Source organism: Cobetia sp., assembly GCF_983723665.1.
The window spans coordinates 1-25134 of the sequence record NZ_CFDJES010000018.1 but is presented as its reverse complement, the minus strand read 5'-3'; the positions used below and the strand labels follow the sequence as shown (position 1 = coordinate 25134).

The 25134-nt window shown below is 62.6% G+C and carries 20 protein-coding genes; 9 read left to right on the top strand and 11 right to left on the bottom strand.

Features of this window, described 5'->3' with window-relative positions:
* On the top strand, window positions 1–638 hold a 638-nt coding region (locus AC4FAH_RS03570; protein ID WP_490245644.1), incomplete at its 5' end, for a TIGR01620 family protein.
* Window positions 639–753: 115 nt separating this feature from the next.
* On the opposite strand, the gene AC4FAH_RS03565 is transcribed toward AC4FAH_RS03570, so the two are convergent.
* On the bottom strand, window positions 754–1905 hold the full coding sequence (locus AC4FAH_RS03565) for an oxidoreductase (protein WP_216060057.1): 1152 nt from the start codon (window positions 1903–1905) through the stop codon (window positions 754–756).
* A 286-nt stretch (window positions 1906–2191) separates the two neighbouring features.
* Between AC4FAH_RS03565 and AC4FAH_RS03560 the strand changes: the two genes are divergently transcribed.
* The 7 genes from AC4FAH_RS03560 (at window position 2192) to glpQ (ending at window position 10705) form a co-directional block, all read left to right on the top strand.
* Window positions 2192–2857 (top strand): SDR family oxidoreductase, encoded by a 666-nt coding sequence (locus tag AC4FAH_RS03560; protein WP_287020484.1) that lies wholly within the window; start codon window positions 2192–2194, stop codon window positions 2855–2857.
* A 184-nt stretch (window positions 2858–3041) separates the two neighbouring features.
* Window positions 3042–4988: an exoribonuclease II gene (locus tag AC4FAH_RS03555; protein ID WP_286988984.1), complete on the top strand. Its 1947-nt coding sequence runs from the start codon at window positions 3042–3044 to the stop codon at window positions 4986–4988.
* A 290-nt stretch (window positions 4989–5278) separates the two neighbouring features.
* A complete protein-coding gene (locus AC4FAH_RS03550) occupies window positions 5279–5656 on the top strand; it encodes a hypothetical protein (RefSeq protein ID WP_490245643.1) in 378 nt (125 codons plus the stop codon).
* A 726-nt stretch (window positions 5657–6382) separates the two neighbouring features.
* Complete coding sequence (gene gpgS / locus AC4FAH_RS03545; protein ID WP_043333996.1) at window positions 6383–7507, top strand: N-acetylglucosaminyl phosphatidylglycerol synthase; 1125 nt, start codon at window positions 6383–6385, stop codon at window positions 7505–7507.
* Window positions 7500–8342, top strand: coding sequence for an N-acetylglucosaminyl phosphatidylglycerol deacetylase (gene gpgD, locus AC4FAH_RS03540; RefSeq protein ID WP_317292644.1), 843 nt, complete (start codon window positions 7500–7502; stop codon window positions 8340–8342). Before gpgS ends, gpgD begins: the two co-directional genes overlap by 8 nt.
* A gap of 63 nt (window positions 8343–8405) precedes the next feature.
* The gene (gpgF, locus tag AC4FAH_RS03535) at window positions 8406–9410 is read left to right on the top strand and encodes a glucosaminyl phosphatidylglycerol flippase (RefSeq protein ID WP_054555375.1); all 1005 of its coding nucleotides are present in this window, start codon (window positions 8406–8408) and stop codon (window positions 9408–9410) included.
* 134 nt (window positions 9411–9544) lie between these two features.
* On the top strand, window positions 9545–10705 hold the full coding sequence (gene glpQ / locus AC4FAH_RS03530) for a glycerophosphodiester phosphodiesterase (RefSeq protein ID WP_490245642.1): 1161 nt from the start codon (window positions 9545–9547) through the stop codon (window positions 10703–10705).
* Between the two features lie 160 nt (window positions 10706–10865).
* On the opposite strand, the gene AC4FAH_RS03525 is transcribed toward glpQ, so the two are convergent.
* The 10 genes from AC4FAH_RS03525 to sdhC all read right to left on the bottom strand — a co-directional run bounded on the left by AC4FAH_RS03525 (window position 10866) and on the right by sdhC (window position 23456).
* The gene (locus tag AC4FAH_RS03525) at window positions 10866–11408 is read right to left on the bottom strand and encodes a DUF302 domain-containing protein (protein WP_286988978.1); all 543 of its coding nucleotides are present in this window, start codon (window positions 11406–11408) and stop codon (window positions 10866–10868) included.
* Between the two features lie 295 nt (window positions 11409–11703).
* Window positions 11704–12576, bottom strand: coding sequence for a succinate--CoA ligase subunit alpha (gene sucD, locus AC4FAH_RS03520; RefSeq protein WP_043333998.1), 873 nt, complete (start codon window positions 12574–12576; stop codon window positions 11704–11706).
* Window positions 12576–13742 carry an ADP-forming succinate--CoA ligase subunit beta gene (gene sucC, locus AC4FAH_RS03515; RefSeq protein WP_043333999.1) on the bottom strand — a complete coding sequence of 389 codons (1167 nt, stop codon included), beginning with the start codon at window positions 13740–13742 and terminating at the stop codon, window positions 12576–12578. The genes sucD and sucC overlap by 1 nt, the downstream gene beginning before the upstream one ends.
* Window positions 13743–13850: 108 nt before the next feature.
* Window positions 13851–15290 carry a dihydrolipoyl dehydrogenase gene (gene lpdA / locus AC4FAH_RS03510; protein ID WP_043334000.1) on the bottom strand — a complete coding sequence of 480 codons (1440 nt, stop codon included), beginning with the start codon at window positions 15288–15290 and terminating at the stop codon, window positions 13851–13853.
* 113 nt (window positions 15291–15403) lie between these two features.
* Window positions 15404–16984, bottom strand: coding sequence for a 2-oxoglutarate dehydrogenase complex dihydrolipoyllysine-residue succinyltransferase (gene odhB / locus AC4FAH_RS03505; protein WP_131431292.1), 1581 nt, complete (start codon window positions 16982–16984; stop codon window positions 15404–15406).
* Between the two features lie 51 nt (window positions 16985–17035).
* The gene (locus AC4FAH_RS03500; protein WP_490245641.1) at window positions 17036–19870 is read right to left on the bottom strand and encodes a 2-oxoglutarate dehydrogenase E1 component; all 2835 of its coding nucleotides are present in this window, start codon (window positions 19868–19870) and stop codon (window positions 17036–17038) included.
* A gap of 227 nt (window positions 19871–20097) precedes the next feature.
* On the bottom strand, window positions 20098–20802 hold the full coding sequence (locus AC4FAH_RS03495) for a succinate dehydrogenase iron-sulfur subunit (protein WP_043333105.1): 705 nt from the start codon (window positions 20800–20802) through the stop codon (window positions 20098–20100).
* Window positions 20803–20961: 159 nt separating this feature from the next.
* A complete protein-coding gene (gene sdhA, locus AC4FAH_RS03490; RefSeq protein ID WP_043333106.1) occupies window positions 20962–22734 on the bottom strand; it encodes a succinate dehydrogenase flavoprotein subunit in 1773 nt (590 codons plus the stop codon).
* A gap of 3 nt (window positions 22735–22737) precedes the next feature.
* The gene (gene sdhD, locus AC4FAH_RS03485; protein WP_043333107.1) at window positions 22738–23085 is read right to left on the bottom strand and encodes a succinate dehydrogenase, hydrophobic membrane anchor protein; all 348 of its coding nucleotides are present in this window, start codon (window positions 23083–23085) and stop codon (window positions 22738–22740) included.
* Entirely contained in the window at window positions 23079–23456 is a 378-nt protein-coding gene (gene sdhC, locus AC4FAH_RS03480; protein WP_043333108.1) for a succinate dehydrogenase, cytochrome b556 subunit, read from the bottom strand. Before sdhC ends, sdhD begins: the two co-directional genes overlap by 7 nt.
* A 391-nt stretch (window positions 23457–23847) precedes the next feature.
* Here sdhC and gltA point away from each other — a divergent pair, with 391 nt between their 5' ends.
* Entirely contained in the window at window positions 23848–25134 is a 1287-nt protein-coding gene (gene gltA / locus AC4FAH_RS03475; protein ID WP_043333109.1) for a citrate synthase, read from the top strand.

The window sequence follows — 25134 nt, the reverse complement described above, 5'->3', positions numbered from 1 at the left end:
CGGGCAAGGCAGGCGGCAAAGCCGACAGCCAGCAGGAAGACCTGCTCGAACAGCTGCGTCGCCAGATGAAGCTCGGCGATGATGATGCCGGCGTGCGCGCCTGGCGCGCCGCCTGTGAAGCGCATCACTCCCCGTCGGAGCGCCGCGAGCTGTTCGCCTTCCACGTACTGGGGCCGCGGGACCGTGAGGCGCGGCGTCTGATCTCGCGCATGAGTGGCGAGACGGCGGTGATGGTGGCGGTCTCGCCGCTGACCTGGGTCGACATGAGTCTGGTGGCCTGGCGCGGGCTGCGCATGATGGAGCGCCTGTCGCGCCTCTACGGGCTGGAGCTGGGCTATGCCAGCCGCCTGCGGCTGTTCAAGGAGGTGCTGGCCTCGATGGCCTTCGCCGGTGCCAGCGAACTGGCCGCCGAGGCCAGCATGGACCTGCTGTCGATGAATCTGGCCGGCCGCCTCTCCACCAAGGCCGGTCAGGGGCTGGGCAGTGGCCTGATGAACGCACGTCTCGGCCTGCGAGCCATGCGCCTGCTGCGCCCCATCCCCTTCCATGCCGAGGAGGTGCCGCGCATCGGTGAGCTGCGCGCGGAGCTGTTCTCGCGCATGCGCAAGGCCGACAAGGGCGAGGACGACGCAGCCTGAGCAGGCCGCGATCTCCCCTGCCACTACCTCGAAAACAAGACGCGCGCCTCTGATAGCTGGCCATTCGGGCCTTCAGGGCGCGCGTCTTTCGTGAGTCATCTCACCTTCGATGGTTTCAGCCTTCGCTGGCGATGCCGGCCTCCAGCCACTTCATCACGCGCAGCGCCTCATGGGGTGAGGTCGGGTTGCCGCCCTGGCCGCGAATGCAGTCGCGCAGCCCCGCATACCAGGCAGGATAGTCGCCATCGCGACCCTGATGGGTGCCGCCCACCAGCACCTGCTCGCCCTCGGCGCCGTCCGGGTCGGCCTCCAGCACAGTCAGCATTCCCGGACGTGCATCCCGCCCCCACTGGCGCGCCTGGCGCTCCTGCGGGTCACGCGAGGGCCAGTCACCGGCCTTGAGACAATCTTCCTGAGGGTCGAGCCCGAACACCACATAGCTGCCACGGGTGCCGTGCGCGGCGAAGCGTGCCGTCGGCGCCGCCGTCAGTGCACTGGCGTGCAGCTCCACCACCAGACCGGGGTGCCTTGGATGGTGGGCGTAATCGAGCACGGCGTGGAAGAAATCATCGGTCACCGCGCCTTCGCGCTGGGCGCGACGCGTGAGCTGGATGGCGGCTGGTTCGCCGAACAGGCACAGCGCCTGATCCAGCAGGTGCGGGCCGAGGTCATACCACAGGCCGCTGCCGGGCAGTGCCTGCTCACGCCAGCGGTTCGGCACCGTCGGGCGGAAGCGGTCGAAGTGGGATTCCAGATGCGCGATGCGCCCCAGCGTGCCGTCGTTGATCAATTCCGCCAGCGTCAGGAAGTCGGCATCGAAGCGCCGATTGTGAAATACCGCCAGCACCCGGCCGGCCTGCTCGGCCTGGCGGGTCAGGGCCTCGCCTTCTTCAAGCGTCACCGTGAAGGGCTTGTCGACGACCACATGCTTGCCTGCCGCCAGCGCCGCAGAGGCCAGCGGGGCGTGGGTCTCGTTGGGCGTCGCGATGATGATCAGATCGATATCGTCACGCGCAAGCAAGGCCTCCGGGGTGGCCTCCACCTCCAGCTGTGGGCGCTCGGCCCTGACGACCTCGGGCCGCGAGGTGGACAGCGCCACCAACGCCAGCCCGTCCGTGGCCTCGATCAAGGGCGCGTGGAAGGTGCGCACCGCCATGCCATAACCGATCAGCCCGACCCGGATCGCGCTCTCGGAGGGGAAGGCGGCGCCGTGCCATGCGGCGGTGTCGCTGTGATCATCAGTGGCGGGGTGGGCTATGCGGCTCATCGGGCATCCTTGTCGTTGGCGCAATCTTGAGGGAGTCGTGCCTGGCAGCGCCATCCTAGCAAGGCTCCCGTGCCACAGACAGAGATGACAGCCGCCTTTAATGCTTGTCCATCGCAGACTTCATCCCGCGAGCGAGTCGCCGCGTAATGCCCGCCATCGAACAGCAGTCCCCTTGAAGTCACGTGGCTCAGCCCGCAGACCTTGCTGTACCAGGAGGGGCGTGGCTGTGAGTGGGAAGGTCACTCGCCAGCCGCCTCGCCATTTGATTCGCGAAGGAGCAGACAGCATGCGCAAGACGCTCATCATCGGTGCCAACGGCAAGATCGGTCGTCAACTCTGCGAGAAGGCTCAGGCCGCCGGCGAACCCGTCGTGGCGATGATCCGCTCGACCGAGCAGCAGAGCTGGTTCCATGAACGCAGCATCCCGACGGTTCTGGGCGATCTGGAAGGCGAGATGCGCCAGGCCTTCTATGGCTGCGATCAGGCGGTGTTCGTCGCGGGCTCCGGCCCGAATACCGGCCCGGACAAGACACTGACCATCGACCTGCATGGTGCGATGCGCACCGCGGAGCTGGCCGCCGAATTCGGGCTATCGCGCGTGATTCAGGTCAGCTCGATTCGCTCCGAGACACCGCTGGCCGGTCCGGCGGCGATGCGCCCCTACTTCGCGGCCAAGAAGGCCGCTGACCTGTGCCTCGCCGAGAGTGGCCTGCGTCACGTCATCGTCAAGCCCGGCCGTCTCACCAACGAGAGCGGCAGCGGCAGGCTGACACAAAGCGCCGATGACTCCGACGAGATGCAGGTCTCGCGCGCCAATGTCGCCGAGTTCCTGCTCGGCTTGATCAAGGCCCGCGAGATCGGCGGCCGTCATCGCAAGGCGCCCATCTTCACCCTGTTCGACGGTGATACGCCGGTTTCGGGTCTGCTGAACGCCACGACGACCGCCAACTGAGTGCGCGCCTGAGCCTATGGCAAAGCGCACTGGCAGGCCGCTTTCGCCAGGCTTGCCCAAGCTTGACCTGCCGCTCATCCACGCCTGCGCGCAGCCCGCGCGGGCGTTGGGCCATCTGGTAGCTTTCCCCCCATGCTCCATGTCCGTATAGTGAGCCACTGACCCCGCCAACAGAACTTCCGAAATGCTGCAGAACAATTCGCTGCTGGCGCAGCTGAAAGATCAAATCCGCCAGGAAATTCCCCGTGTCACGGGGGTGATCAAAGGCACCGACAAGGGCTTCGGCTTCCTCGAATGCGATGACGGCGAGTCTTTCTTCGTGCCGCCACCCGCCATGAAGCAGGTACTGCACGGCGATACCGTCGAAGCGACCGTCAAGGTGGAAGGTGAGAAGAAGTCCGTACAGCCGGAAGTGCTGATTGAGACGGGTGTCGATCGCTTCGTCGCTCGTGTCGGCAAGCGTGATGGCCGCCTGAACGTGATGCCGGACCACCCCTCCATCAACACGCGCATGAAAGCGCGCGTGAAGCGTGGCATCAATGAGGAAGCCCTCAATGATGGCGACTGGGTCGTGGCACGTCTGCTGCGTCACCCGATGCGCAAGGACGACCGCAGCTTCTTCGCCCAGATCGAGGAAGTCATCGCCACCGTGGACAACCCGCGTGTGCCGTGGCGCGTCACCCTGGCACGTCACGCGCTGGAACAGGCCTCTCCGGAGGGCGGCACTGACTGGCCGCTGCTCGAGGAAGGCCTGACTCGCGAAGACATGACCCACGTGCCCTTCTTCACCATCGATGGTGAGAAGACGCGTGACATGGATGACGCCCTGCACATCGTCGAGCGCCCGGAAGGCGGCTGGACCCTGAGCATCGCCATCGCGGACCCGACCGCCTACGTGCCGGAAGGCAGCCGTGTCGACGAAGAGGCGCGCACGCGCTCCTTCACCGTCTACCTGCCGAGCCAGAACGTCACCATGCTGCCGGAAATCCTGGCCGACGACCTGTGCTCGCTGAAGGAAGGTGAAGACCGTCCGACGCTGATGTGCATCGTCGACATCGATACCGATGGCGTGATCGGCGAGCCGAAGTTCTTCGCGGCCACCATGCGCTCCCACCACCGCCTGACCTACGACAACGTCTCAGACTGGATCGAAGGCCAGGAAGGCAGCTGGAAGCCGGAAACCGAAGAGCTGGCCGAAGGTCTGCGTCAGCTGGAAGCCTTCACCCAGGCGCGTATCGCCTGGCGTGCACGCAATTCCCAGGTCTTCCGCGAGCGTCCGGACTTCGAGTTCGAGCTGGATGAGGAAGGCAACGTGCTCAACGTACGTGCCGACCACCGCCGCATCAGCAATCGCATGATCGAAGAATCCATGATCACCGCGAACCTGAGCTGCGCACGTCTGCTCTCCAAGCACATCGGTCACGGTATCTTCAACGTGCACCAGGGCTTCGCACCGGAGAAGTACGACGACACCATCGAGTTCCTGGCTGGCCAGAACATCACCGCCACGCCGGAACAGCTGGGCAGCCTGGAAGGCTACCGCCTGATCCGTCAGGAGCTGGACAGCCGCGAAGACACCTGGCTGGACGTGCGCATGCGTCGCTTCCAGGGTTACACCGTGATGTCCGCTCAGCCGGGACCGCACTTCGGTCTGGGTCTGGAAGCCTACGCGACCTGGACCTCTCCGATCCGCAAGTACGGCGACATGGTCAACCACCGCTTGATCAAGCGCGTGATTCTCGGCCAGGACGTGCCGGCGGAAGCCACCGAGCAGCTGACCGAGCACCTCAGCGAACGCCGTCGTCTCAACCGCATGGCCGAGCGCGATGTGAAGGACTGGCTCTACGTGCGCTACCTGACCAAGGCCGCCGAAGAACAGCAGGTCTTCACTGGCGAGATCATCGACATCCGTCGTGGCGGCATGCGTGTGCGTCTGGAAGAGAATGGCGCCAGCGTCTTCATTCCGGCACCGCTGATCCACAGCGATCGCAAGAAGGTCGCGATCGATGACAAGGAAGGCCGCGTGCGCATCGAAGACGAGCTGCGTTACTCACTGGGCGACATCATCAAGGTCTCCTTGACCGAAGCCCGTGAAGAGCGTCGTTCACTGGTAGGTCGTCCGGCCGAATAAGCCGCGACCCACCACTGCCGTATGTAACTGCCTTGTCATCACGGGCAATTGCCACGGCCATCTACGCCCCGGAGCGCTCTGCGCCCGGGGCGTTTTTCGTTCTTGTGCATTACGTATACGCATCGTGTGCCAAGCGTGAAAAATTGTAATTTTGTGAAACAGAAGCTCACGCTATACTCCTCACATCGACACACGACATCTGCTTTCACTGCTGCAGCGTTACTGGATTGACCAAGCGCGAATGACTGAAGCCTGTCCCTGATGAAGTTCGTCCATGCGAGGACCCGGAAATGAAAACTCATCGCTCCACTGCAGCTACCTCACTGCGTCACCTGGCCGAGCATGCCGCCATCGTTCGTCACCCGGCCATGAGCTATGCCCGTGTCGACGCCGGAGCAGACAGCATCTCAGGCAGAAGCTCGGATGGCAGCTCCACCTCTCCGGAGCGCCAGCGTGAGATTCAACGTGAAGCGATGGAACATGTCGCGATGCTGCTGGAACGTGATCGCCGCCGGACCCGCAACCGTCTGCTGCTGGCCGCCGGCCTGCTGCTGAGCCTTGTGCTGCTCGCCAGCCAGCGCCCAGCCGAGCCGGAAGCCGCCTTCTCGCAGGAGCTTGGCCAGGCCATGCCCAGCGCCCTGCACCTTTCCCAGCATGGACTGGCGTGATGACGCCCGATCTCCCTCCATCAGGACAGATAACGATGCCAGGACCCCATGCAACACCAGGCACGGATGCCAGACATGACTGAGTCGATCCACTGCTAGACCCTGCAATGCCCGCTCCGGCGACCCTCCCCCCCTGTCGCCCCCTGTATTCCTGTAGTGCACGCACTTGCCCTGTCCGGTGGCTCCGGACAGGGTCTTTTTTTGCCTGTCGTAGGGCTTCTCTTGCGCAGCACTGACCAGAGTCCAGCTGCCGCACTCCCTGCTGGAGCACGCCAGCATGGCAAAACGTCTTTCTTCCCTCCCCTCGCAGTGAACCTGATGCCAGGGGCGTGATGCCAGGGGCGTGATGCCAGGAGCTTGATGACAAATGTCCGAGAGCGGGAGCGCATCGCACCAACATTGTTCCCTGTTGTCACACAGACCAGTCATCTCCTGATGTAACGTCATTGCCAGCCGCAGTGTGGAACATCGCGTGGCGAGGCGTCTCGTCACGCGCGACACCGCATGTCATGCCTCGTGCCCTTGGTTTCACGTCGGGTTCCCCCCATGACTTGACCAGAGGCTCGTTCGTCATTGCCACTGGCTTGCTGGAATCTGCGTGCTCGATTGCGTCTTTCTCAAGCACCCGGGAGCACCCTGAAGCACGACAAGGCAGCCATGGCGGGCAGTGACGTCGGGATTCATCTTCATCGCGCACGACCGGTAAAGCGGTCTTGAGGAGTCCGTGTGCATATCGCTGACATGACCATGTTCCATGCCCCCTCCAGTGGCGGGGTCAGAACCTACCTGGAAGCCAAGCGACGACGTCTACGGACGCGGCCTGATGTTCGTCACAGCCTGCTGGTCCCCGGCGAGACCACCAGTGTCAGTGATGACCTCTACAGCGTGCCGGCACCGCCCATTCCCTTCGGCAACGGCTATCGCTTCCCCCTGCGCCGGGGCGGCTGGGTCAGCACGCTGCTGGCACTGCAGCCGGATGTCATCGAGGCCGGCGACCCCTACGTCACGGCGTGGGCGGCACTCGATGCCGGTCGCAAGCTCGATGTCCCGGTGCTGGGCTTCTATCACTCGGACCTGCCGCGCCTGATCACCAATCGCCTGGGCGAGTGGTCAGGGGCCAACGTCGATCGCTACGTCAAACGCCTCTATCGCCACTTTGACCGCGTGCTGGCCCCCAGCCAGGTGATGGCCGACCGGCTCGACCGGCTCGGCGTCGACAATGTCCATATCCAGCCACTCGGTGTCGATCTTTCCACCTTCCACCCTGACTGCCGCGATGAGAGCCTGCGCCGCGAGCTTGGCCTGGAAGACCACGTGCGCCTGCTGGCCTTCGCCGGACGCGGCTCACGCGAGAAGAATCTGGATGAGTTGCTGGAGGCCGCCCGCCTGCTCGGCCCCGACTACCATCTGCTGTTGATCGGCTCGGGCATGCCGCGACATCTGCCCGACAATGTCAGCGTGACCGGGCATTTCTGCAGCAGCACCGAAGTGGCGCGTCTGGTGGCCTCGGTGGATGTGCTGCTGCATGCCGGCACCCAGGAAACCTTCGGTCTGGTGGTACTGGAAGCCATGGCCTGCGGCACGCCGGTGGTGGCGGCACGCGCCGGCGCGCTGGCCGAGAATGTGCCACTGGGCTGCGGTCAGCTGTGCAACCCGCACTCGCCGCATGCCATGGCGCGTGCCGTGCAGGAAGTCTTCGCCAATGACCCCGCCGCACTGGGTCGCCAGGCGCGGCGTCATGTCGAGAAGCACCATGCCTGGGACCGTGTCGTGGATGGTCTGCTCGGGCATTATCACGCGGTCACCGGGACTCGCATGCAACCGGTACTCGAGGAGGTGACCCATGGCTGAATCGCCGGCTGCCAAGCAGCACTTTCTGCTGGTCCTGCATGATGTCGCGCCCGAGACCTGGACCGACTACCGGGACTTCGTCGCCGAGGTGGATGCCCTCTGCCAGGAACGCCTGAACCACCCCTGCCCGATCACCTGGCTGGTGGTGCCTGACTTCCATCATCGCAGCGCCCTGGAAGACGCTCCGGAATTCATCGCCCTGCTGGACTCTCGCCGCCAACAGGGGGACGAGCTTGCCCTGCATGGCTTCCATCACTGCGATGACGCGCCAGCCCCCCGCACCCCGCGCGATTACCTGATGCGCCGCGTGCTGACCTGGGAAGGCGAGTTCTACCCCCTCGATGAGGCCGAAGCCAGACGACGCCTGCTGGAAGGTGCCGCACTCTTCAAGCGTCTTGGCTGGCCGCTGGATGGCTTCGTGGCCCCTGCCTGGCTGATGAGTGACGGCACTCGCAAGGCCCTGAAGTCCCTCGACTTCCGCTACACCAGCGACCCCCAGCATCTCTATCGACTGCCTGACTTCACGGTCATCGATGCGCCCGGACTCGTGTGGAGCGCACGCTCGGCGCCACGCCGCCTGATGTCGCAGTGGGTGACGCAGCGCAAGCTGAGCCGCGAGCAACAGACGCCGGTGTTGCGTCTGGGCCTGCATCCGGTCGACATGCGTCATGCACGCTCACGCCAGTATTGGCTGACGCTGGTCGAGCGCCTGCTCGATGAAGGGCGCCAGCCGATGACCAAGATCGGCTGGCTGACGCAGCAGGGGCTGCTCACCCCCGCCACGTCTGACACGGCGCAACTGAACTCGCACCAGGCGGCTCACAGTGCTGCCTGAGACCCACCTACCGGATGAGTCCCGTCGTATGGGCCTTGTGACAACCCGCTGCGGGAATCTGCCATGAATCGTGCCCTCTGGTTACTGGGTGCTGGCCTTGTGATGGTCATCGCGATACCGCTGGTGCTGGGCGGCAGCGGACTGGGCGGCCAGTTGCGCCAGTTCCCCCTCGACACCTTTCTCTTGATGCTGGGCATGATCGTGATGTGCTGGAACCTGAACGCCGGCCGGTTGCGTCTGCTGCTGGCCGGGCGGGGCGGTCACCTGGGGCAACGCCGCGCCGTCGGCATGGTGATGGCGACCGAGTTCGCCATCAGCGCCACCCCCGGCGGCAGTGGCGGCCCGCTTACCCTGATGGGGCTGCTGTCACGTCAGGGGGTACGCCCGGCACAGGCCACGGCGGTATTCGCGGTCGATCAGATCACCGACATGCTGTTCTTCCTCTCGGCGCTGGCCAGCATCGGGCTCTACGCCCTCTCGCATACCATCGACCTGCGCCTGGGGTGGATGCTGGCCGTGCCGGCGCTGTTGCTGATCATCGGCTTTGGCCTGCTGGCCGCGCTGGGCAAGCATCATCGGCGCCTGCTCAAGACCAGCGGACGCCTGCTGCGCTGGCTCAAGGTACGCCATCGCTCACGCATCAAGCTGGCGCGGGGCCTGATCCACTTCCGCCATGCGCTGGTCGAGACACTCGCCCTGCCGCGCCTGACGCTGAGCCTGATCTTCCTGCTCTGCTGTGCCCATTGGCTGCTGCGCTACTCGATCCTCTATCTGGCCGTGTCCGGACTGGGGCAGGACATCGACTGGAGCTGGACCTTCATCGTGCAGATGCTCTCTCTGGCGGCGGGCCAGCTGACGCTGTTGCCCGGCGGTGCCGGAGGTGCGGAGCTGTCCTCCACTGCCCTGCTCAGCCCGATGATCGGCGCCGCCAGTGCCGCGGCGGCCGTGGTGATCTGGCGAGCGGTGACCTTCTATTTCTACCTGATCGCCGGCGCCCCGGTGTTCTTCGTGATGGCGGGACGCAGCATGCTGGGAAGCTTGCTCAAGCGTCGCTCGGCAGCCACATGACGGGGCGAGCGAGCATCGCTGCAGACATCATCATGAAAAACACTTGATCATCGCCATATTAATAAGACTTTGTTATGTTGGCAGGCGGCTTTATTGAACGGCCATACAATAACCACAGCTCAAGGTGATCTCACATGCCGCATCCTTCCCAGCGTCACCCGACTTCCGCCCGCATTCGCCGCCCGCTGGCCATGATGGGCGTGGTCGGCTCGCTGCTGGCCACCTCGACCTCAGTGGCACTCGCTGATGACAGGCCCCTGCGCAGCATCGACCCCGGCCATGGCACCGACAAGGTCGTGGTCGCCCACCGGGGTGCCTCGGGCTACCTGCCGGAGCACACCCTCGCGGCCAAGGCGATGGCCTACGCCCAGGGCGCCGACTTCCTCGAGCAGGATGTGGTGATGAGCAAGGATGACCAGCTGGTGGTACTGCACGACCGCTTCCTGGACCGCGTGACCAATGTCGCCGAGGTCTTCCCCGAGCGTGCGCGTGATGATGGCCGCTACTACGCCATCGACTTCACGCTGGACGAGCTGCGCAAGCTGGCGTTCAGCGAGGGCTTCACCGTCAAGGATGGCGAGCAGGTCGCCGACTACCCTGAGCGCTTCCCGCTGGGCAAGTCGCACTTCGGCCTGCACACCCTGAGTGAAGAGATCGAGATGATTCAGGGCCTGAATCACTCCACCGGACGCGATGTCGGCCTGTATGTGGAGATCAAGGCGCCCTGGTTCCACCAGTCGGAAGGCAAGCAGGTCTCGCGAGCCGTGCTCGAGACCCTCAAGCAGTACGGCTACGTCGCGCAGGATGACAATGCCGTCGTGCAGGTCTTCGATCCCAATGGCCTCAAGCGCATCCACGACACGCTGCAGCCCGAACTGGAGATGAACCTGCGTCTGGTGCAGCTGATGGGCGAGACCCGCTGGGACATGACCTTCCAGCCGGATGCGGAGGGCAAGCTTGAGCCCTACGACTATGACTGGATGTATCAGGAGGGAGGCATGCAACGCATCGCCACCTACGCCGATGGCATCGGGCCGTGGAAGCCGATGGTGATCGAGGACAGCTCGACCCGGGACGACATCAAGGTCACACCAATGGTCGAGGAAGCCCATGCGCAGGGCCTGATCGTGATGCCCTACACCTTCCGCCTCGATGAAGGGCGCATCCCCGACTGGGCCAGCGATTACGATGACATGCTGCGCGCCTTCTTCGTCGACGCCAGGGTCGATGGTGTCTTCACTGACTACCCGGACCGCGCCGTACAGTGGCTGAAGCAGCACGGTGATGCTCTGTAAGCGGCCCTTCAAGACAGGCAGTCCTTGGCAGGGGAACATCAAAAAGCCGGACTCCATGAGGAGCCCGGCTTTTTCGTCCTGCTTGTTTCTCGTCCTGCTTGATTGGCAGCGCCCGCTGTCAGTTCACGATATCAGCATCGACACGTGATGAGCGCTGCCTTCATTGACCCGCCGCTTCGGCGGCCAGCCCCTTGAGCAGCCCGGCGATCTTGTCCAGCGGCAGCTTGCAGTCGCCCAGATCATGACGATTGGCCATGTACTGGGGGTCATTCCACTCGATCACGCTGCCGCCCTCCACGGCGCGAATCAGCATCTTCTGCGGCAGGTCCAGGGCGGCCGCCCCGTTGCACTGCATCAACAGAGTGCCCACCTTGGGATTACCGAAAATGACGGTATGCGTCGCGGGCAGCTCCATGCCCACCTTCTCGGCTCCCGCCTCATGATCGATGACGCTGAACAGCTTCAGTCCCTTGGCCTTGAGCGCCGTCTCGAGACGCGCCTGGACGGAGGCAACATCATCACGACTGGTCACCGACTCGATGCCCTTGGCAGGCACCTGCATGCTCGCTGAAGCTTCAGGGGCGGAGGCTGCCGCCGCGCCGGAATCTGCACTGGCAGACAGCGGCATGCCAGCAGCCAACGGCAGGGACAGCAACGCCAGCAGGCGCGCGGAGCGCGTAAGGGCGGGGAATGACTTGAGCATGGAACATCCTTATCAGTGAGTCGTGTTGCGCCGTGGGGCATCTGCACGTGTCGCTTGGTCAGGTGCCAATGAACAGACATCAGATTAGCAACTGCTTGATATGAACGCACCTGTCACGCCTGTACCCGTGAAACACCTCGCTCCTCGCGAACGTCACCGGCCGCAGGTAGCCCCGCCGGCATGCACTAGAGAGACTGGTGAGGGCCAGAAACGAAAAAAGGGCAGGCCCTGTGGGCCTGCCCTTTCGGTGACATGCGATCCGCTTGGCGCCGATCGCTGTCAGGAGATCAATGGCTTACCAGCCAGTGACTTCCTTGATGGCATCGCCGATCTGCGCGAGTGAACGCACAGTCTTGACGCCAGCTGCTTCCAGAGCCGCGAACTTCTCGTCGGCAGTACCCTTGCCGCCGGAGATGATGGCGCCTGCATGGCCCATGCGCTTGCCCGGAGGCGCAGTCACACCAGCGATGTAGGAGACGACCGGCTTGGTGACGTTCGCCTTGATGTAGGCAGCAGCTTCTTCTTCAGCAGAACCGCCGATCTCGCCGATCATGACGATGGCTTCGGTCTTCGGGTCCTTCTCGAACATCTCGAGGATGTCGATGAAGTTGGAACCCGGGATCGGGTCGCCGCCGATACCGACACAGCTGGACTGACCGAAACCGTGGTCAGTGGTCTGCTTGACGGCTTCGTAGGTCAGGGTGCCGGAACGAGACACGATACCGACCTTGCCCGGCTGGTGGATGTGACCCGGCATGATACCGATCTTGCACTCACCCGGAGTGATGACACCCGGGCAGTTCGGACCGATGACGCGCGCGCCCAGCTCGTCGCACTTGACCTTGACTTCCAGCATGTCGAGAGTCGGCACGCCTTCGGTGATGCAGACGATCAGCTTGATGCCTGCATTGGCCGCTTCAAGGATGGAATCCTTGCAGAACGGTGCCGGCACGTAGATGACGGACGCTTCAGCGCCAGTCTCGGCAACGGCTTCGGCGACGGTGTTGAACACCGGCAGGCCCAGGTGAGTCTGACCACCCTTGCCCGGCGTCACGCCACCGACCATCTTGGTGCCGTAGGCGATGGCTTGTTCAGAGTGGAAGGTACCCTGGCCGCCAGTGAAGCCCTGGCAGATCACCTTGGTGTTCTTGTCGATCAAAATGCTCATTACTTGCCCTCCGCAGCTTTGACAACCTGCTGCGCCGCGTCAGTCAGGCTGGTAGCAGCGATGATGTTCAGACCGCTTTCGGCCAGCTTCTTGGCGCCGAGTTCAGCGTTGTTACCTTCCAGACGCACCACGACCGGCACGTTGACACCGACCTGCTCGACGGCACCGATGATGCCTTCGGCGATCATGTCACAACGCACGATGCCGCCGAAGATGTTCACCAGAACAGCTTTGACGTTGTCGTCGGACAGGATGATCTTGAATGCTTCTGCAACGCGTTCCTTGGTAGCACCGCCACCCACGTCGAGGAAGTTGGCCGGCTTGCCGCCAGACAGGTTGACGATGTCCATGGTGCCCATCGCCAGGCCTGCGCCGTTGACCATGCAACCGATGTTGCCGTCGAGGGCAACGTAGTTCAGTTCGAACTTGGCAGCATGCGCTTCACGCTCGTCTTCCTGAGACGGATCGTGCATCGCCTGCAGGTCCGGGTGACGGTAGACGGCGTTGGCGTCGATGTTGATCTTGCCGTCGAGGCAGTGGAGGTTGCCTTCGTCGGTGATGACCAGCGGGTTGATTTCCAGCAGCGCGAAATCCTTGTCGGCGAACATCTTCGCCAGACCCAGGAAGATCTTGGTGAACTGCTTGATCTGGGTCGGGTTCAGACCCAGCTTGAAGGCCAGTTCACGCGCCTGGTACGGCTGTGCGCCGACCAGCGGATCGATCTCGGCTTTCAGGATCTTTTCCGGCGTCTCTTCAGCAACCTTCTCGATTTCCACGCCGCCTTCGGTGGAAGCCATGAAGACGATGCGACGAGTGGTGCGATCAACGACGGCGCCCAGGTACAGCTCTTCGGCGATGTCGGTGCAGTTCTCGACGAGAATCTTGGTGACCGGCTGACCGTTTTCGTCAGTCTGGTAGGTCACCAGGTTCTTGCCCAGCCACTGGGTCGCGAAGTCGGAAGCGGCTTGTGCGCTGTCGACCAGCTTGACGCCGCCAGCCTTGCCGCGGCCACCTGCGTGGACCTGTGCCTTGACGACCCACTTGTCGCCGCCAATCTTCTTGCACGCTTCAGCAGCGTCTTCCGGGGTGTCAACGGCAAAGCCCTTGGACACCGGCAGGCCATAGTCGGCAAAAAGTTGTTTTGCCTGATATTCGTGAAGGTTCATCGTGTCATGCCATTGGTTGCATTAGACTCGAACGGCAGTCGCAAGATGCCACTGCCACCGTTCGCCCCGGCCTGGCCGGGGCGACGCGCCTCTTGTTCGGAAGGACGCTTACTTGCGCTTCTTGCGGTTTGCGATGTGAATCGCATGCCCGTCAACGGCCAGCGCGGCTTCGTGCACGGCTTCCGACAGTGTCGGGTGAGCCGTGCAGATCAGTGCGAGGTCTTCGGCGCTTGCGCCGAACTCGAGGGCAGTCACACCCTGTGCGATCAGCTCACCGGCATGCTGGCCGATGATATGAACGCCCAGGACGCGATCAGTCTCAGCGTCGGCAATGATCTTGGCCAGACCTTCAGTGGCATTGTTGGCCATGGCACGACCGCTTGCCGCGAACGGGAAGCTGCCGGTCTTGACTTCGATGCCTTCGGACTTGGCTTGCTGTTCGGTCTTGCCGACCCACGCCACTTCCGGGAAGGTGTAGATGATGCTCGGGATGGCGTCGTAGTTCATCTCGGCCTTGTGGCCGGCGATGATGTCGGCAACCATCACGCCCTCTTCAGAGGCCTTGTGCGCCAGCATCGGGCCACGCACCACGTCGCCGATGGCGTAGACGCCCGGCACGCTGGTCGCGCACTGGTCGTCGACGTGGATGAAGCCACGCTCGTCCAGATTGATGCCGACATCGCTGTCGAGCAGGCTCTGGGTGTACGGACGACGGCCGACCGCGACGATGATCTTGTCGAAGGTCTGTTCCTGTTCGCCGTTGGCGTCGGTGTACTTGACGACGACTTCGCTGTCCTTGATGTCGGAACCGGTCACACGGGCGCCGAGCTTGATGTCCAGCCCCTGCTTCTTGAGCAGCTTCTGGGCTTCCTTGGCGACGGCCGCATCGACCATCGGCAGGAAGCTGTCGACCGCTTCCAGCACGGTGACTTCAGAACCGCAACGGCTCCACACGCTACCGAGCTCGAGACCGATGACACCGGCACCGATGACACCCAGACGCTTCGGCGCTTCGTCGAACTCGAGCGCGCCGGTGGAATCGACGATCAGACCTTCGGTCAGCGGCGTCGGCGGAATCTCGACCGGCACGGAACCGGACGCGATGACGATGTTCTCGGCTTCGTAGGTCGCCTTGCCACCGTCGTGATCGGTCACTTCGACCTGCTTGTTCGGCAGCACCTTGCCGGTACCTTCCAGCGCGGTGACACCATTGGCCTTGAACAGACCGGAGATACCGCCGGTCAGGTTCTTCACGATCTGCGCCTTGCGCTCGATCATCTTGGCCACGTCGATCTCGACGCCGTCGGCCTTGATGCCCAGTTCGGCGAATTCATCACGCGCTTCGACGTACTTGTGCGAGGTTTCCAGCAATGCCTTGGACGGAATGCAGCCGACGTTCAGGCAGGTACCGCCGTGAACGACCTTGCCTTCCTTGTTGACCCACTTCTCGACGCAGGCGGTCTTCAGACCCAGCTGAGCAGCGCGGATAGCGGCAACATAGCCACCAGGGCCAGCGCCAATGACGATCACATCAAATTTATCGGCCATGTCTCTTCCTGTTGGTGCAGTTCGATTCGGGTTGGCAACCCGGCGAGTGTCAGTGCCACCCGCCGGGGCCGCTCACGCCCTCGAGATTCTCAAGGGCGTGAGACATTGCGGTCTCAGACGTCGAGCAGGAAACGAGCCGGATCTTCCAGCAGGTCCTTGATGGCGACGAGGAACTGGACTGCATCCTTGCCATCGATCATGCGGTGATCGTAGGACAGTGCCAGATACATCATCGGACGGATGACGACCTGACCGTTCACGGCCATCGGACGCTCCTGGATCTTGTGCATGCCCAGGATGGCGGTCTGCGGCGGATTCAGGATCGGGGTGGACATCAGGGAACCGAAGATGCCGCCGTTGGTGATCGTGAAGGTACCGCCCTGCATCTCATCGATGCCCAGCTTGCCGGCGCGGGCACGCTGACCGAAGTCGACGATGGTCTTTTCGACATCGGCGAGCTTCATGCTGTCGGTATCACGCAGCACCGGCACGACCAGACCGCGGTCGGAAGACACGGCCACACCGATGTCCTGGTAACCGTGGTAGACGATGTCGGTGCCGTCGATGGAGGCATTGACGTCCGGGAAGCGCTTGAGCGCTTCGGTGGCCGCCTTGACGAAGAAGCCCATGAAGCCGAGCTTGGTGTCGTGCACCTTCTGGAAGGTGTCCTTGTACTGCTTGCGCAGTTCCATCACCGCGCTCATGTCCACTTCGTTGTAAGTGGTGAGCATGGCGGCAGTCTGCTGGGCATTGACCAGACGCTTGGCGATGGTCTGACGCATGCGGCTCATCGGCACGCGCTTCTCGGGACGCTCGCCCTCGAAGGTCGGTGCAGATTTCGGCGCGGCCTTGGCATCGGACTTGGAAGCGCCGGACTTGGCAGCCGGCTTGGCAGCGGACTTGGCCGCAGTGCCTTCCTTGACGGCCTTGGCCACGTCTTCCTTCAGCACGCGACCGCCCTTGCCGGTACCGACCAGCTTGCTGACGTCCAGATCGTGCTCGGCGACCATCTTGCGCGCTGCCGGGGCGAGGATCTTGTCGCCGACCTTCTCGTCCTGACCTTCGTCAGAGCCGGACTTGTCGTCGCTTGCCTCAGCGGCCGGCGCGGCGCCACCGGAAGCACCAGCGCTGAACAGTGCCAGCACGGCTTCGGTCTCGCAGGTATCGCCTTCCTCGACCTTGATCTCGCTCAGGGCGCCGTCGGCCGGAGCCACGACTTCCAGCACGACCTTGTCGGTCTCGATCTCGACGATCAGCTCGTCGCGCTCGCAGGCTTCACCGACCTTCTTGTGCCAGGTGGCGACGGTGCCTTCGGCAACGGATTCCGGGAAGCTCGGCGCCTTGACTTCCAGCGTCTTGCCTTCGCCACCGGCGGCCGGCTTGCTGTCGGCCTTGGCGTCGTCCTTGCTCTCTTCAGCGGCGGAGTCGTCCTTGGCGTCTGAAGATGCAGCGGCGTCTGCATCACCGATGGAGCCCAGCACTTGCTCGGACTCGCAGGTATCGCCTTCCTGAACCTTGATTTCGCCCAGGGTGCCGTCCTGCGGTGCGACGACTTCCAGCACGACCTTGTCGGTCTCGATCTCGACGATCAGCTCGTCACGCTCGACGCTGTCGCCGGGCTGCTTGTGCCAGGTCGCCACAGTGCCTTCGGCGACGGATTCCGGAAAAGACGGCGCTTTGATATCGATAGCCATTGGAGTTCCTTAACTCAATTCTCTCTCGGTGCCCTTGCGGGTCGCGAGCCTTTACTTGTTGAAGGCGTCGTCGACCAGCTGGCGCTGCTGCTCGTTATGAACGGACATGTAGCCCGCGGCAGGTGCCGCAGAGGCCGGGCGTCCGGCGAAGTCCAGGCTCATGCCAAGCCCCTGACGGTGCTGCTCAGCGACCTGACGCATATGGTGCTGACTCTGATACCAGGCACCCTGGTTGAGCGGCTCTTCCTGGCACCACATCACCTGCTCGAGATTCTCGTAGTCGGCGATGGCGGCCTGGAGCTCTTCCTTCGGGAAGGGATAGAGCTGCTCGACACGGATGATGGCAACATCTTCACGGCCCTGCTCGGCGCGATAGGCGGCCAGGTCATAGTAGACCTTGCCCGCACACAGCACGACGCGCTTGACCTTGGAAGCTTCCAGGTTGCCCTTGTCGGACAGCACCATCTCGAAGCGGCCATCGGCCAGCTCGTCGAGGGTGGAAGTCGCTTCCTTGTGACGCAGCAGAGACTTGGGTGACAGCACGACCAGCGGCTTGCGCAGCGAGCGGATGACCTGACGACGCAGCAGATGATAGATCTGCGCCGGCGTGGTCGGCATGCATACCTGCATGTTGTGCTCGGCACACAGCTGGAGGTAACGCTCGAGGCGTGCGGAGCTGTGCTCCGGGCCCTGACCCTCGTAGCCGTGCGGCAGCAGCATGGTCAGACCACACAGGCGGCCCCATTTGCTCTCGCCGGAGGAGATGAACTGGTCCATCACCACCTGGGCGCCGTTGGCGAAGTCACCGAACTGGGCTTCCCACACGACCAATGCCTTGGGCATGGTGGTGGCATAGCCATATTCAAAGGCCAGCACCGCTTCCTCGGAGAGGTAGGAGTCATGGATGGTGAAGGTCGCCTGACCATCCTTGATGTGCTGCAGCGGCACGTAGGTGTCGCCATCCTTCTGGTTGTGCACCACCGCGTGACGGTGGGAGAAGGTACCGCGACCCACGTCCTGACCGGTGATACGCACCGGATGGTCGGCATCGACCAGGGTGGCGTAGGCCAGTGTCTCGGCGAAGCCCCAGTTCAGCGGCATGCCTCCAGCGGCCATCTTGCGACGGTCTTCGTAGATCTTGTTGACTTGACGCTGGACCGAGACGCCGTCCGGCACTTCGCACATCTTGTTGGCGAGGGCCTGCAGCTGCTTCATGTCCATCGAGGTATCGGCAACGCCGGTCCACTCGTGGCCCAGGTACGGCGTCCAATCGACGAACAGACCGGTGTTGGGCTGCTTCACCAGCGCATTGGCAACGTGGTTGCCGGCATCCAGGTCAGCACGGTACTGATCGACCAGGTGCTTGGTCTCTTCCGCGCTGAGCACGCCTTCCTCGACCAGACGGTCCGCATACTTCTCGCGGGCAGTCTTCTGGGTCTTGATCTTGGCGTACATCAGCGGCTGGGTGCCGGACGGCTCGTCGGCTTCGTTGTGACCGCGCTTGCGGTAACACACGAGGTCGAGCACGACGTCACGCTTGAACTGCTGACGGTAGTCGATGGCGACCTGAGCGGCGTGCAGCACGGCGTCCGGATCATCTCCATTGACGTGGATGATCGGCGCCTGAACCATCTTGGCGATGTCGGTGCAGTATTCGGTCGAGCGAGCGTCATCGGCACGCGAGGTGGTGAAGCCCACCTGGTTGTTGATGACGACATGCACGGTACCGCCCGTCTTGTAGGCACGGGTCTGCGACATCTGGAAGGTCTCCATGACCACGCCCTGACCGGCGAATGCCGCGTCACCGTGGATGGAGATCGGCAGTACGCTGTCGCCTTCGCTGTCTTCGCGACGGTCCTGACGGGCACGCACGGAGCCTTCCACCACCGGAGAGACGATTTCCAGGTGCGACGGGTTGAACGCCAGCGCCAGGTGGACTTCGCCGCCCGGGGTCATGACATTCGAACTGAAGCCCTGGTGGTACTTCACGTCGCCGGAACCCTTGGCAATCTGCTTCTTGCCATCGAATTCCTCGATCAGCTCTGACGGGCTCTTGCCCAGCAGGTTGACCAGCAGGTTGAGACGGCCACGGTGGGCCATGCCGATCACGACTTCCTTGGTACCGTACTTGCCGCTGCGCTGGATCAGCTCATCCATCATCGGAATGAAGGATTCGCCGCCTTCCAGACCAAAGCGCTTGGTGCCCGGGTACTTGCTGGCGAGATAGCTCTCGAGGCCTTCGGCGGCGGTCAGACGTTCCAGCACGTGATGACGGACATCGCGTGAGAAGTTCGGCTTGGAACGTACGGACTCGAAACGCTGCTGCAGCCAGCGCTTCTCTTCCGTGTTGACGATGTGCATGAACTCGGCGCCGATGCTGCGGCAGTAGGTCTGCTCCAGCGCGGCGTGGATTTCCTTCAGCGGAGCGACATCCTTGCCCAGGAACAGCGAGCCGGTCTGGAACTCGACGTCCATGTCAGCGGCGGACAGCTGATGGAAGGACAGTTCGAGGTCAGGTACCGGTGCCGGCTTGCGCAGACCGAGGGGATCGATATCCGCCTTCTGGTGGCCACGGAAGCGGTAGGCGTTGATCAGCTGGAGAACACGAACCTGCTTCTTGTTCTCGCTGCTTTCGCCCGCAGAGACAGCCACCGGGCGGCGACTGTTGCGACCCATCTCGTAGAACTGATCACGGATCGGCGCTAGCGGAACATCCTGGGAGGGGCTGCCGTCATGACGCGGCAGAGTATCAAAGTAGTTGCGCCACTCGTCGGGAACCTCATTCGGGTCGACAAGATAACGCTCGTAGAGATCTTCTACGTAGTGGACATTCCCCCCGCTCATATGGGAAGTGCGCCACATCAACTCCATTGTGCCTTCTTGCATCTCTCGGTCACCCTGACTGATGGGGTGGGGTAGGCGCCTGACAAGCGCTGTCGGCGTCACTCGATTATGCCCTGTATGGCGAAACCATGGAGGCCTTCACCATCTGAGTCTTCTTTTATCGTCAAAAGCCGGTGCACAAGGCACCGGCTTCAGCAAGCTGTGCGCTGCGACAAGGTGTGACACCCTGCCGCAGCTGACGTGCATCATAGCAAGCTAAGGCGCGGCTTTTAAGTGGCGTTTGCCAGCAAAAGCTCACGAATCTTGCCGATGGCACGTGTCGGGTTCAGACCCTTGGGGCAAACCGCGACACAATTCATGATTCCGCGACAACGGAATACGGCAAACGGGTCGTCCAGCTCGCTCAAACGCTCCTTGGTGGCGGTGTCACGCGAGTCCGCCAGAAAGCGATAGGCCTGCAGCAGACCGCTCGGACCGACGAACTTGTCCGGGTTCCACCAGAAGGACGGGCAGGCAGTCGAGCAGCAGGCACACAGGATGCACTCGTAGAGACCGTCGAGCTTGTCACGGTCTTCCGGCGACTGCAGACGCTCGATGGCCGGCGCCGGCGTGTCGTTGAGCAGGTACGGCTGGATGCGCTCGTACTGCTTGTAGAAGATGCTCATGTCGACGACCAGGTCACGCACGACCGGCAGGCCCGGCAGCGGACGCAGCACCAGTTTGTTGTCCTTGACGACTTCGGACAGCGCGGTGACACAGGTCAGGCCGTTCTTGCCGTTCATGTTCATGCCGTCCGAACCACAGACGCCTTCACGGCAGCTGCGACGATAGGCCAGCGAGCTGTCCTGTTCCTTGAGCATTTCCATCACGTTCAACACCATCAGGTCACGACCCTGGGTGTCGACCTGAAACTCCTGCATGTACGGCGCAGTATCGGTTTCAGGGTTGTAGCGGTATATGGATACCTGAAGCATGGTTTCCCCTCCGGGCAAACGGGTCAGGTGCGTGCGGTGACCTGCACGCACCTCGATCACGGCGAACTCAAGCGAGAGTGAACTCGAGCGAGTGCGAACTTGGTCTGAAAGAAGGCGCGGCGTCCCGAGCGGGTCGCGACGCGCGCCTTGGGTTCAGACTCAGTAGGTACGAATCTTCGGCTCGAAACGCTCGACGGTCTTCGGCGCGAAGTTCACATCACGCTTGCCGACACGCTTCTCGTTCGGGAAGAACAGAGAATGCTTGAGCCAGTTCTCGTCATCACGGTCCGGGAAGTCGTAACGGGAGTGAGCACCACGGCTTTCCTTGCGGGTCAGGGCCGCAATGGCAGTGGCTTCCGCCACTTCCATCAGGTTGTCCAGCTCGAGAGCTTCGATACGCGCGGTATTGAAGACCTGAGACTTGTCGGACAGACCCGCCTTGGCGATACGCTCACGCAGATCGGACAGCTGCTTGACGCCCTCTTCCATCTTGTCTTCCTGACGGAAGACACCGAAGGAGTTCTGCATGATCTGCTGCAGTTCGCGCTTGAGTTCCGGCACGGACTCGCCGCTTTCGGACTCGTTCCAGCGGTTCAGGCGCACCAGGGCAGCATCGATGTCGCTCTGCGTCGGCTCGAGGTACTCGACCCCTTCGTTGAGCGCGCTTTCGATGTACTTGCCCGCGGCGCGACCGAAGACGACCAGATCCAGCAGCGAGTTGCCGCCCAGACGGTTGGCACCGTGAACGGACACACAGGCCACTTCACCCACGGCATAGAGGCCGTTGACGATGCGGTCGCTGCCGTCTTCGTTCTGTGCGATGGCCTGACCGTGCACGTTGGTGGCGATGCCGCCCATCATGTAGTGGCAGGTCGGCACGACCGGGATCGGCGCGTTGGTCGGATCGACGTGCGCGAAGGTCTTGGACAGCTCGGAGATACCCGGCAGGCGCTTGTTCAGCACTTCCTCGCCCAGGTGATCCAGCTTCAGGAAGACGTGGTCGCCATTCTCGCCACAGCCACGGCCTTCGAGGATTTCCAGCACCATGGAGCGCGCGACGACGTCACGGCCCGCGAGGTCCTTGGCGTTCGGCGCATAACGCTCCATGAAGCGCTCGCCGTCCTTGTTGACCAGGTAGCCACCTTCACCGCGGCAACCTTCGGTGACCAGCACGCCCGCACCGTGAATCCCGGTCGGGTGGAACTGCCACATTTCCATGTCCTGGACCGGCAGGCCGGCACGCAGTGCCATGCCGATACCGTCGCCGGTGTTGATCAGGGCATTGGTGGTGGAGGCGTAGATACGGCCCGCACCGCCAGTGGCCAGAACGGTGGCCTTGGACTTCACGACCACGGTCTCGCCGGTCTCGATGCACAGGGCAATCACGCCGACGATATCGCCGTTGGCATTCTTGACCAGATCGATGGCGTACCACTCGTCGAGGAAGACGGTGCCGTTCTTCAGGTTGGCCTGATACAGAGTGTGCAGCAGGGCGTGACCGGTACGGTCAGCCGCGGCGCAGGTACGAGCCGCCTGGCCGCCCTTGCCGAAGTCCTTGGACTGGCCACCGAACGGACGCTGGTAGATGCGGCCGTTGTCGAAACGGGAGAACGGCAGACCCATGTGCTCAAGCTCGAAGACCGCTTTCGGGCCTTCGGTACACATATATTCCGCAGCGTCCTGATCAGCGATGTAATCGCCACCCTTGACGGTGTCATACATGTGCCAGCGCCAATCATCATTCGGATCAGCAGAAGCGATGGCACAGGTGATACCGCCCTGGGCAGAGACAGTATGCGAGCGGGTCGGGAAGACCTTGGACAGCACGGCGGTCTTCTTGCCGGACTGGGACAGTTCGAGACCGGCACGCAGGCCAGCGCCGCCGCCGCCGATGATGATCGCGTCGAATGTCAGGCTACGCATGGTGGACATGTATCAGGCTCCCCACAGGACTTGAACGCCCCAGACCAAGAAGATGAACAACGCAAGGATGACGAAGACCTGGAAACCGAAACGCAGTGCGGTCGGCTTCATGTAATCGGTCGCCACGGTCCACAGACCGATCCAGGCGTGTGCGGCAATCGAGATGAATGCCATCAGAGAGAAGATGCGCATCGCCGTGTTCTCGAACAGACCACTCCAGGTGGTGTAGTCGAGGTTCGGATGGAGCAGCAGGTAGCCGACCATGAACACGGAATAGACTGCCAGAATCACGGCAGAAACACGCTGCAGCACCCAGTCGGACAGACCGCTGCGGCTGAAATTGGTGATGTTGTTTACCATACCCAGACTCCCGCCAGGACCACGAGAACAGCACTGATCACGACAGTGACCTGCGCCTTGCGATTAGCACTTTCCAGTTCGACACCAATATCCATGTCCATCAGCAGGTGCTTGATGCCAGCCACGAAGTGGAAACCGAGGGCAGACAGCAGGCCCCAGGCCACGATCTTGGCCAGGAAGTTGGTCGCCAGGGTGTCGCGCACTGCCTCGAACCCTTCCGGGGAGGACAGCGAGGCATCGAGTGCCCACAGCGCAAATACCAGGCCCACGAACAGAATCACGCCGGTAATACGGTGGGTGATTGAAGTCAGCGCAGGGAGAGGGAACTTTATCGTCGTCAGATCGAGATTTACGGGTCGTTTGCTATTCACGGCTCTTACACACTCTCTTGGCCCAACACGGACGCAAGCCCGCAGGGGCGGTGGTTTGAGGAAGGGTCTCGGGCGCAGGCCATCCACGGTACCGAGCCGAATTTCCCGCCAGTCGCGCGACGGTGGATTATAGGGGTTGGCCATTGGCATGACAAATGGCATGACGTCGCAGGGCCGCAACCACGGATTGCACAAAATGCAGTGAACAGGACGCGACCTGACGGCACGGGATACGTAAACGTCGGGGAACTGACGCACAGCAGCATGGCGCGCGTCTCTACGCCGTGTGGCGAATTGACAATCTTTCGCGGGCTTCTATAGTGGGCGGGATTGATGCAAGCCCGGCATGGCAAGCAAGTCAAAGAGTTACGCGAATAATGAGGAGGTCGGCATGACTGACAAGAAAGCGACATTGACAGTAGACGGTATCGACAAGAGCATCGAGTTCCCGGTCTATTCCGGCACGCTCGGCCAGGACGTCATCGACGTTCGCGGCCTGACCGCCGAAGGCATGTTCACCTACGACCCGGGCTTCGTCTCCACTGCCGCCTGCGAATCATCCATCACCTTCATCGATGGCCAGAAAGGCGTGCTGCTGCATCGCGGCTACCCCATCGACCAGCTGGCCAAGAGCTCCAACTACATCGAGCTGTGCTACCTGCTGCTGTTCGGGGAGCTGCCGAGCGACGAGGAATACGACAAGTTCGCCCAGCTGATCAGCAACCACACCATGGTGCATGAGCAGATCGTCAACTTCTTCAAGGGCTTCCGTCGCGACGCCCACCCGATGGCGATCCTGTGCGGCGTGGTCGGTGGCCTGGCCGCCTTCTATCACGACAACCTGAACATCACCAACGAGAAGGAACGCTACGTCAGCGCCGTGCGCCTGATCGCCAAGATGCCGACCCTGGCGGCCATGTGCCACAAGTACAACATCGGTCAGCCGTTCATGTACCCGCGCAATGACCTCTCCTACGGCGAGAACTTCCTGTACATGATGTTCGGCAACCCGTGCGAGGAGTACAAGATCAACCCGGTGTTCGCCAAGGCGATGGACACCATCTTCATGCTGCACGCCGACCACGAGCAGAACGCCTCGACCTCTACCGTGCGTCTGGCCGGCTCCACCGGTGCCAACCCGTTCGCCTGCATCAGCGCCGGTATCGCGGCACTGTGGGGCCCGGCACACGGCGGCGCCAACGAAGCCGTACTGGCCATGCTCGACGAGATCGGTGAAGAGTCCGAGGAGAACATCCAGCGCTTCATCGACAAGGCCAAGGACAAGGAAGACCCGTTCAAGCTGATGGGCTTCGGTCACCGCGTCTATCGCAACTTCGATCCGCGCGCCAAGGTCATGAAAGAGACCTGCGACGAAGTGCTGGAGCAGCTGGGCATGGCGGACGACCCGCAGCTCAAGATCGCCAAGCGTCTGGAACAGATCGCACTGGAGGACGAGTACTTCATCGAGCGCAAGCTGTACCCGAATGTCGACTTCTACTCCGGCATCATCCTCAAGGCGATCGGCATCCCGACCAACATGTTCACGGTCATCTTCGCCATGTCGCGCACCATCGGCTGGATCTCCCACTGGAACGAGATGATCGCCGGCGGCCACCGTATCGGCCGTCCGCGTCAGCTCTACACCGGCCACCCGCAGCGCGACTATCCGGCCAAGTAA

Coding starts and splice junctions, on each gene's coding strand:
- AC4FAH_RS03565 (WP_216060057.1), bottom strand. CDS start 1,905: ATGAGCCGCATAGCCCACCCCGCCACTGATGATCACAGCGACACCGCC.
- AC4FAH_RS03560 (WP_287020484.1), top strand. CDS start 2,192: ATGCGCAAGACGCTCATCATCGGTGCCAACGGCAAGATCGGTCGTCAA.
- AC4FAH_RS03555 (WP_286988984.1), top strand. CDS start 3,042: ATGCTGCAGAACAATTCGCTGCTGGCGCAGCTGAAAGATCAAATCCGC.
- AC4FAH_RS03550 (WP_490245643.1), top strand. CDS start 5,279: ATGAAAACTCATCGCTCCACTGCAGCTACCTCACTGCGTCACCTGGCC.
- gpgD (WP_317292644.1), top strand. CDS start 7,500: ATGGCTGAATCGCCGGCTGCCAAGCAGCACTTTCTGCTGGTCCTGCAT.
- gpgF (WP_054555375.1), top strand. CDS start 8,406: ATGAATCGTGCCCTCTGGTTACTGGGTGCTGGCCTTGTGATGGTCATC.
- glpQ (WP_490245642.1), top strand. CDS start 9,545: ATGCCGCATCCTTCCCAGCGTCACCCGACTTCCGCCCGCATTCGCCGC.
- AC4FAH_RS03525 (WP_286988978.1), bottom strand. CDS start 11,408: ATGCTCAAGTCATTCCCCGCCCTTACGCGCTCCGCGCGCCTGCTGGCG.
- sucD (WP_043333998.1), bottom strand. CDS start 12,576: ATGAGCATTTTGATCGACAAGAACACCAAGGTGATCTGCCAGGGCTTC.
- sucC (WP_043333999.1), bottom strand. CDS start 13,742: ATGAACCTTCACGAATATCAGGCAAAACAACTTTTTGCCGACTATGGC.
- lpdA (WP_043334000.1), bottom strand. CDS start 15,290: ATGGCCGATAAATTTGATGTGATCGTCATTGGCGCTGGCCCTGGTGGC.
- odhB (WP_131431292.1), bottom strand. CDS start 16,984: ATGGCTATCGATATCAAAGCGCCGTCTTTTCCGGAATCCGTCGCCGAA.
- AC4FAH_RS03500 (WP_490245641.1), bottom strand. CDS start 19,870: ATGCAAGAAGGCACAATGGAGTTGATGTGGCGCACTTCCCATATGAGC.
- AC4FAH_RS03495 (WP_043333105.1), bottom strand. CDS start 20,802: ATGCTTCAGGTATCCATATACCGCTACAACCCTGAAACCGATACTGCG.
- sdhA (WP_043333106.1), bottom strand. CDS start 22,734: ATGTCCACCATGCGTAGCCTGACATTCGACGCGATCATCATCGGCGGC.
- sdhD (WP_043333107.1), bottom strand. CDS start 23,085: ATGGTAAACAACATCACCAATTTCAGCCGCAGCGGTCTGTCCGACTGG.
- gltA (WP_043333109.1), top strand. CDS start 23,848: ATGACTGACAAGAAAGCGACATTGACAGTAGACGGTATCGACAAGAGC.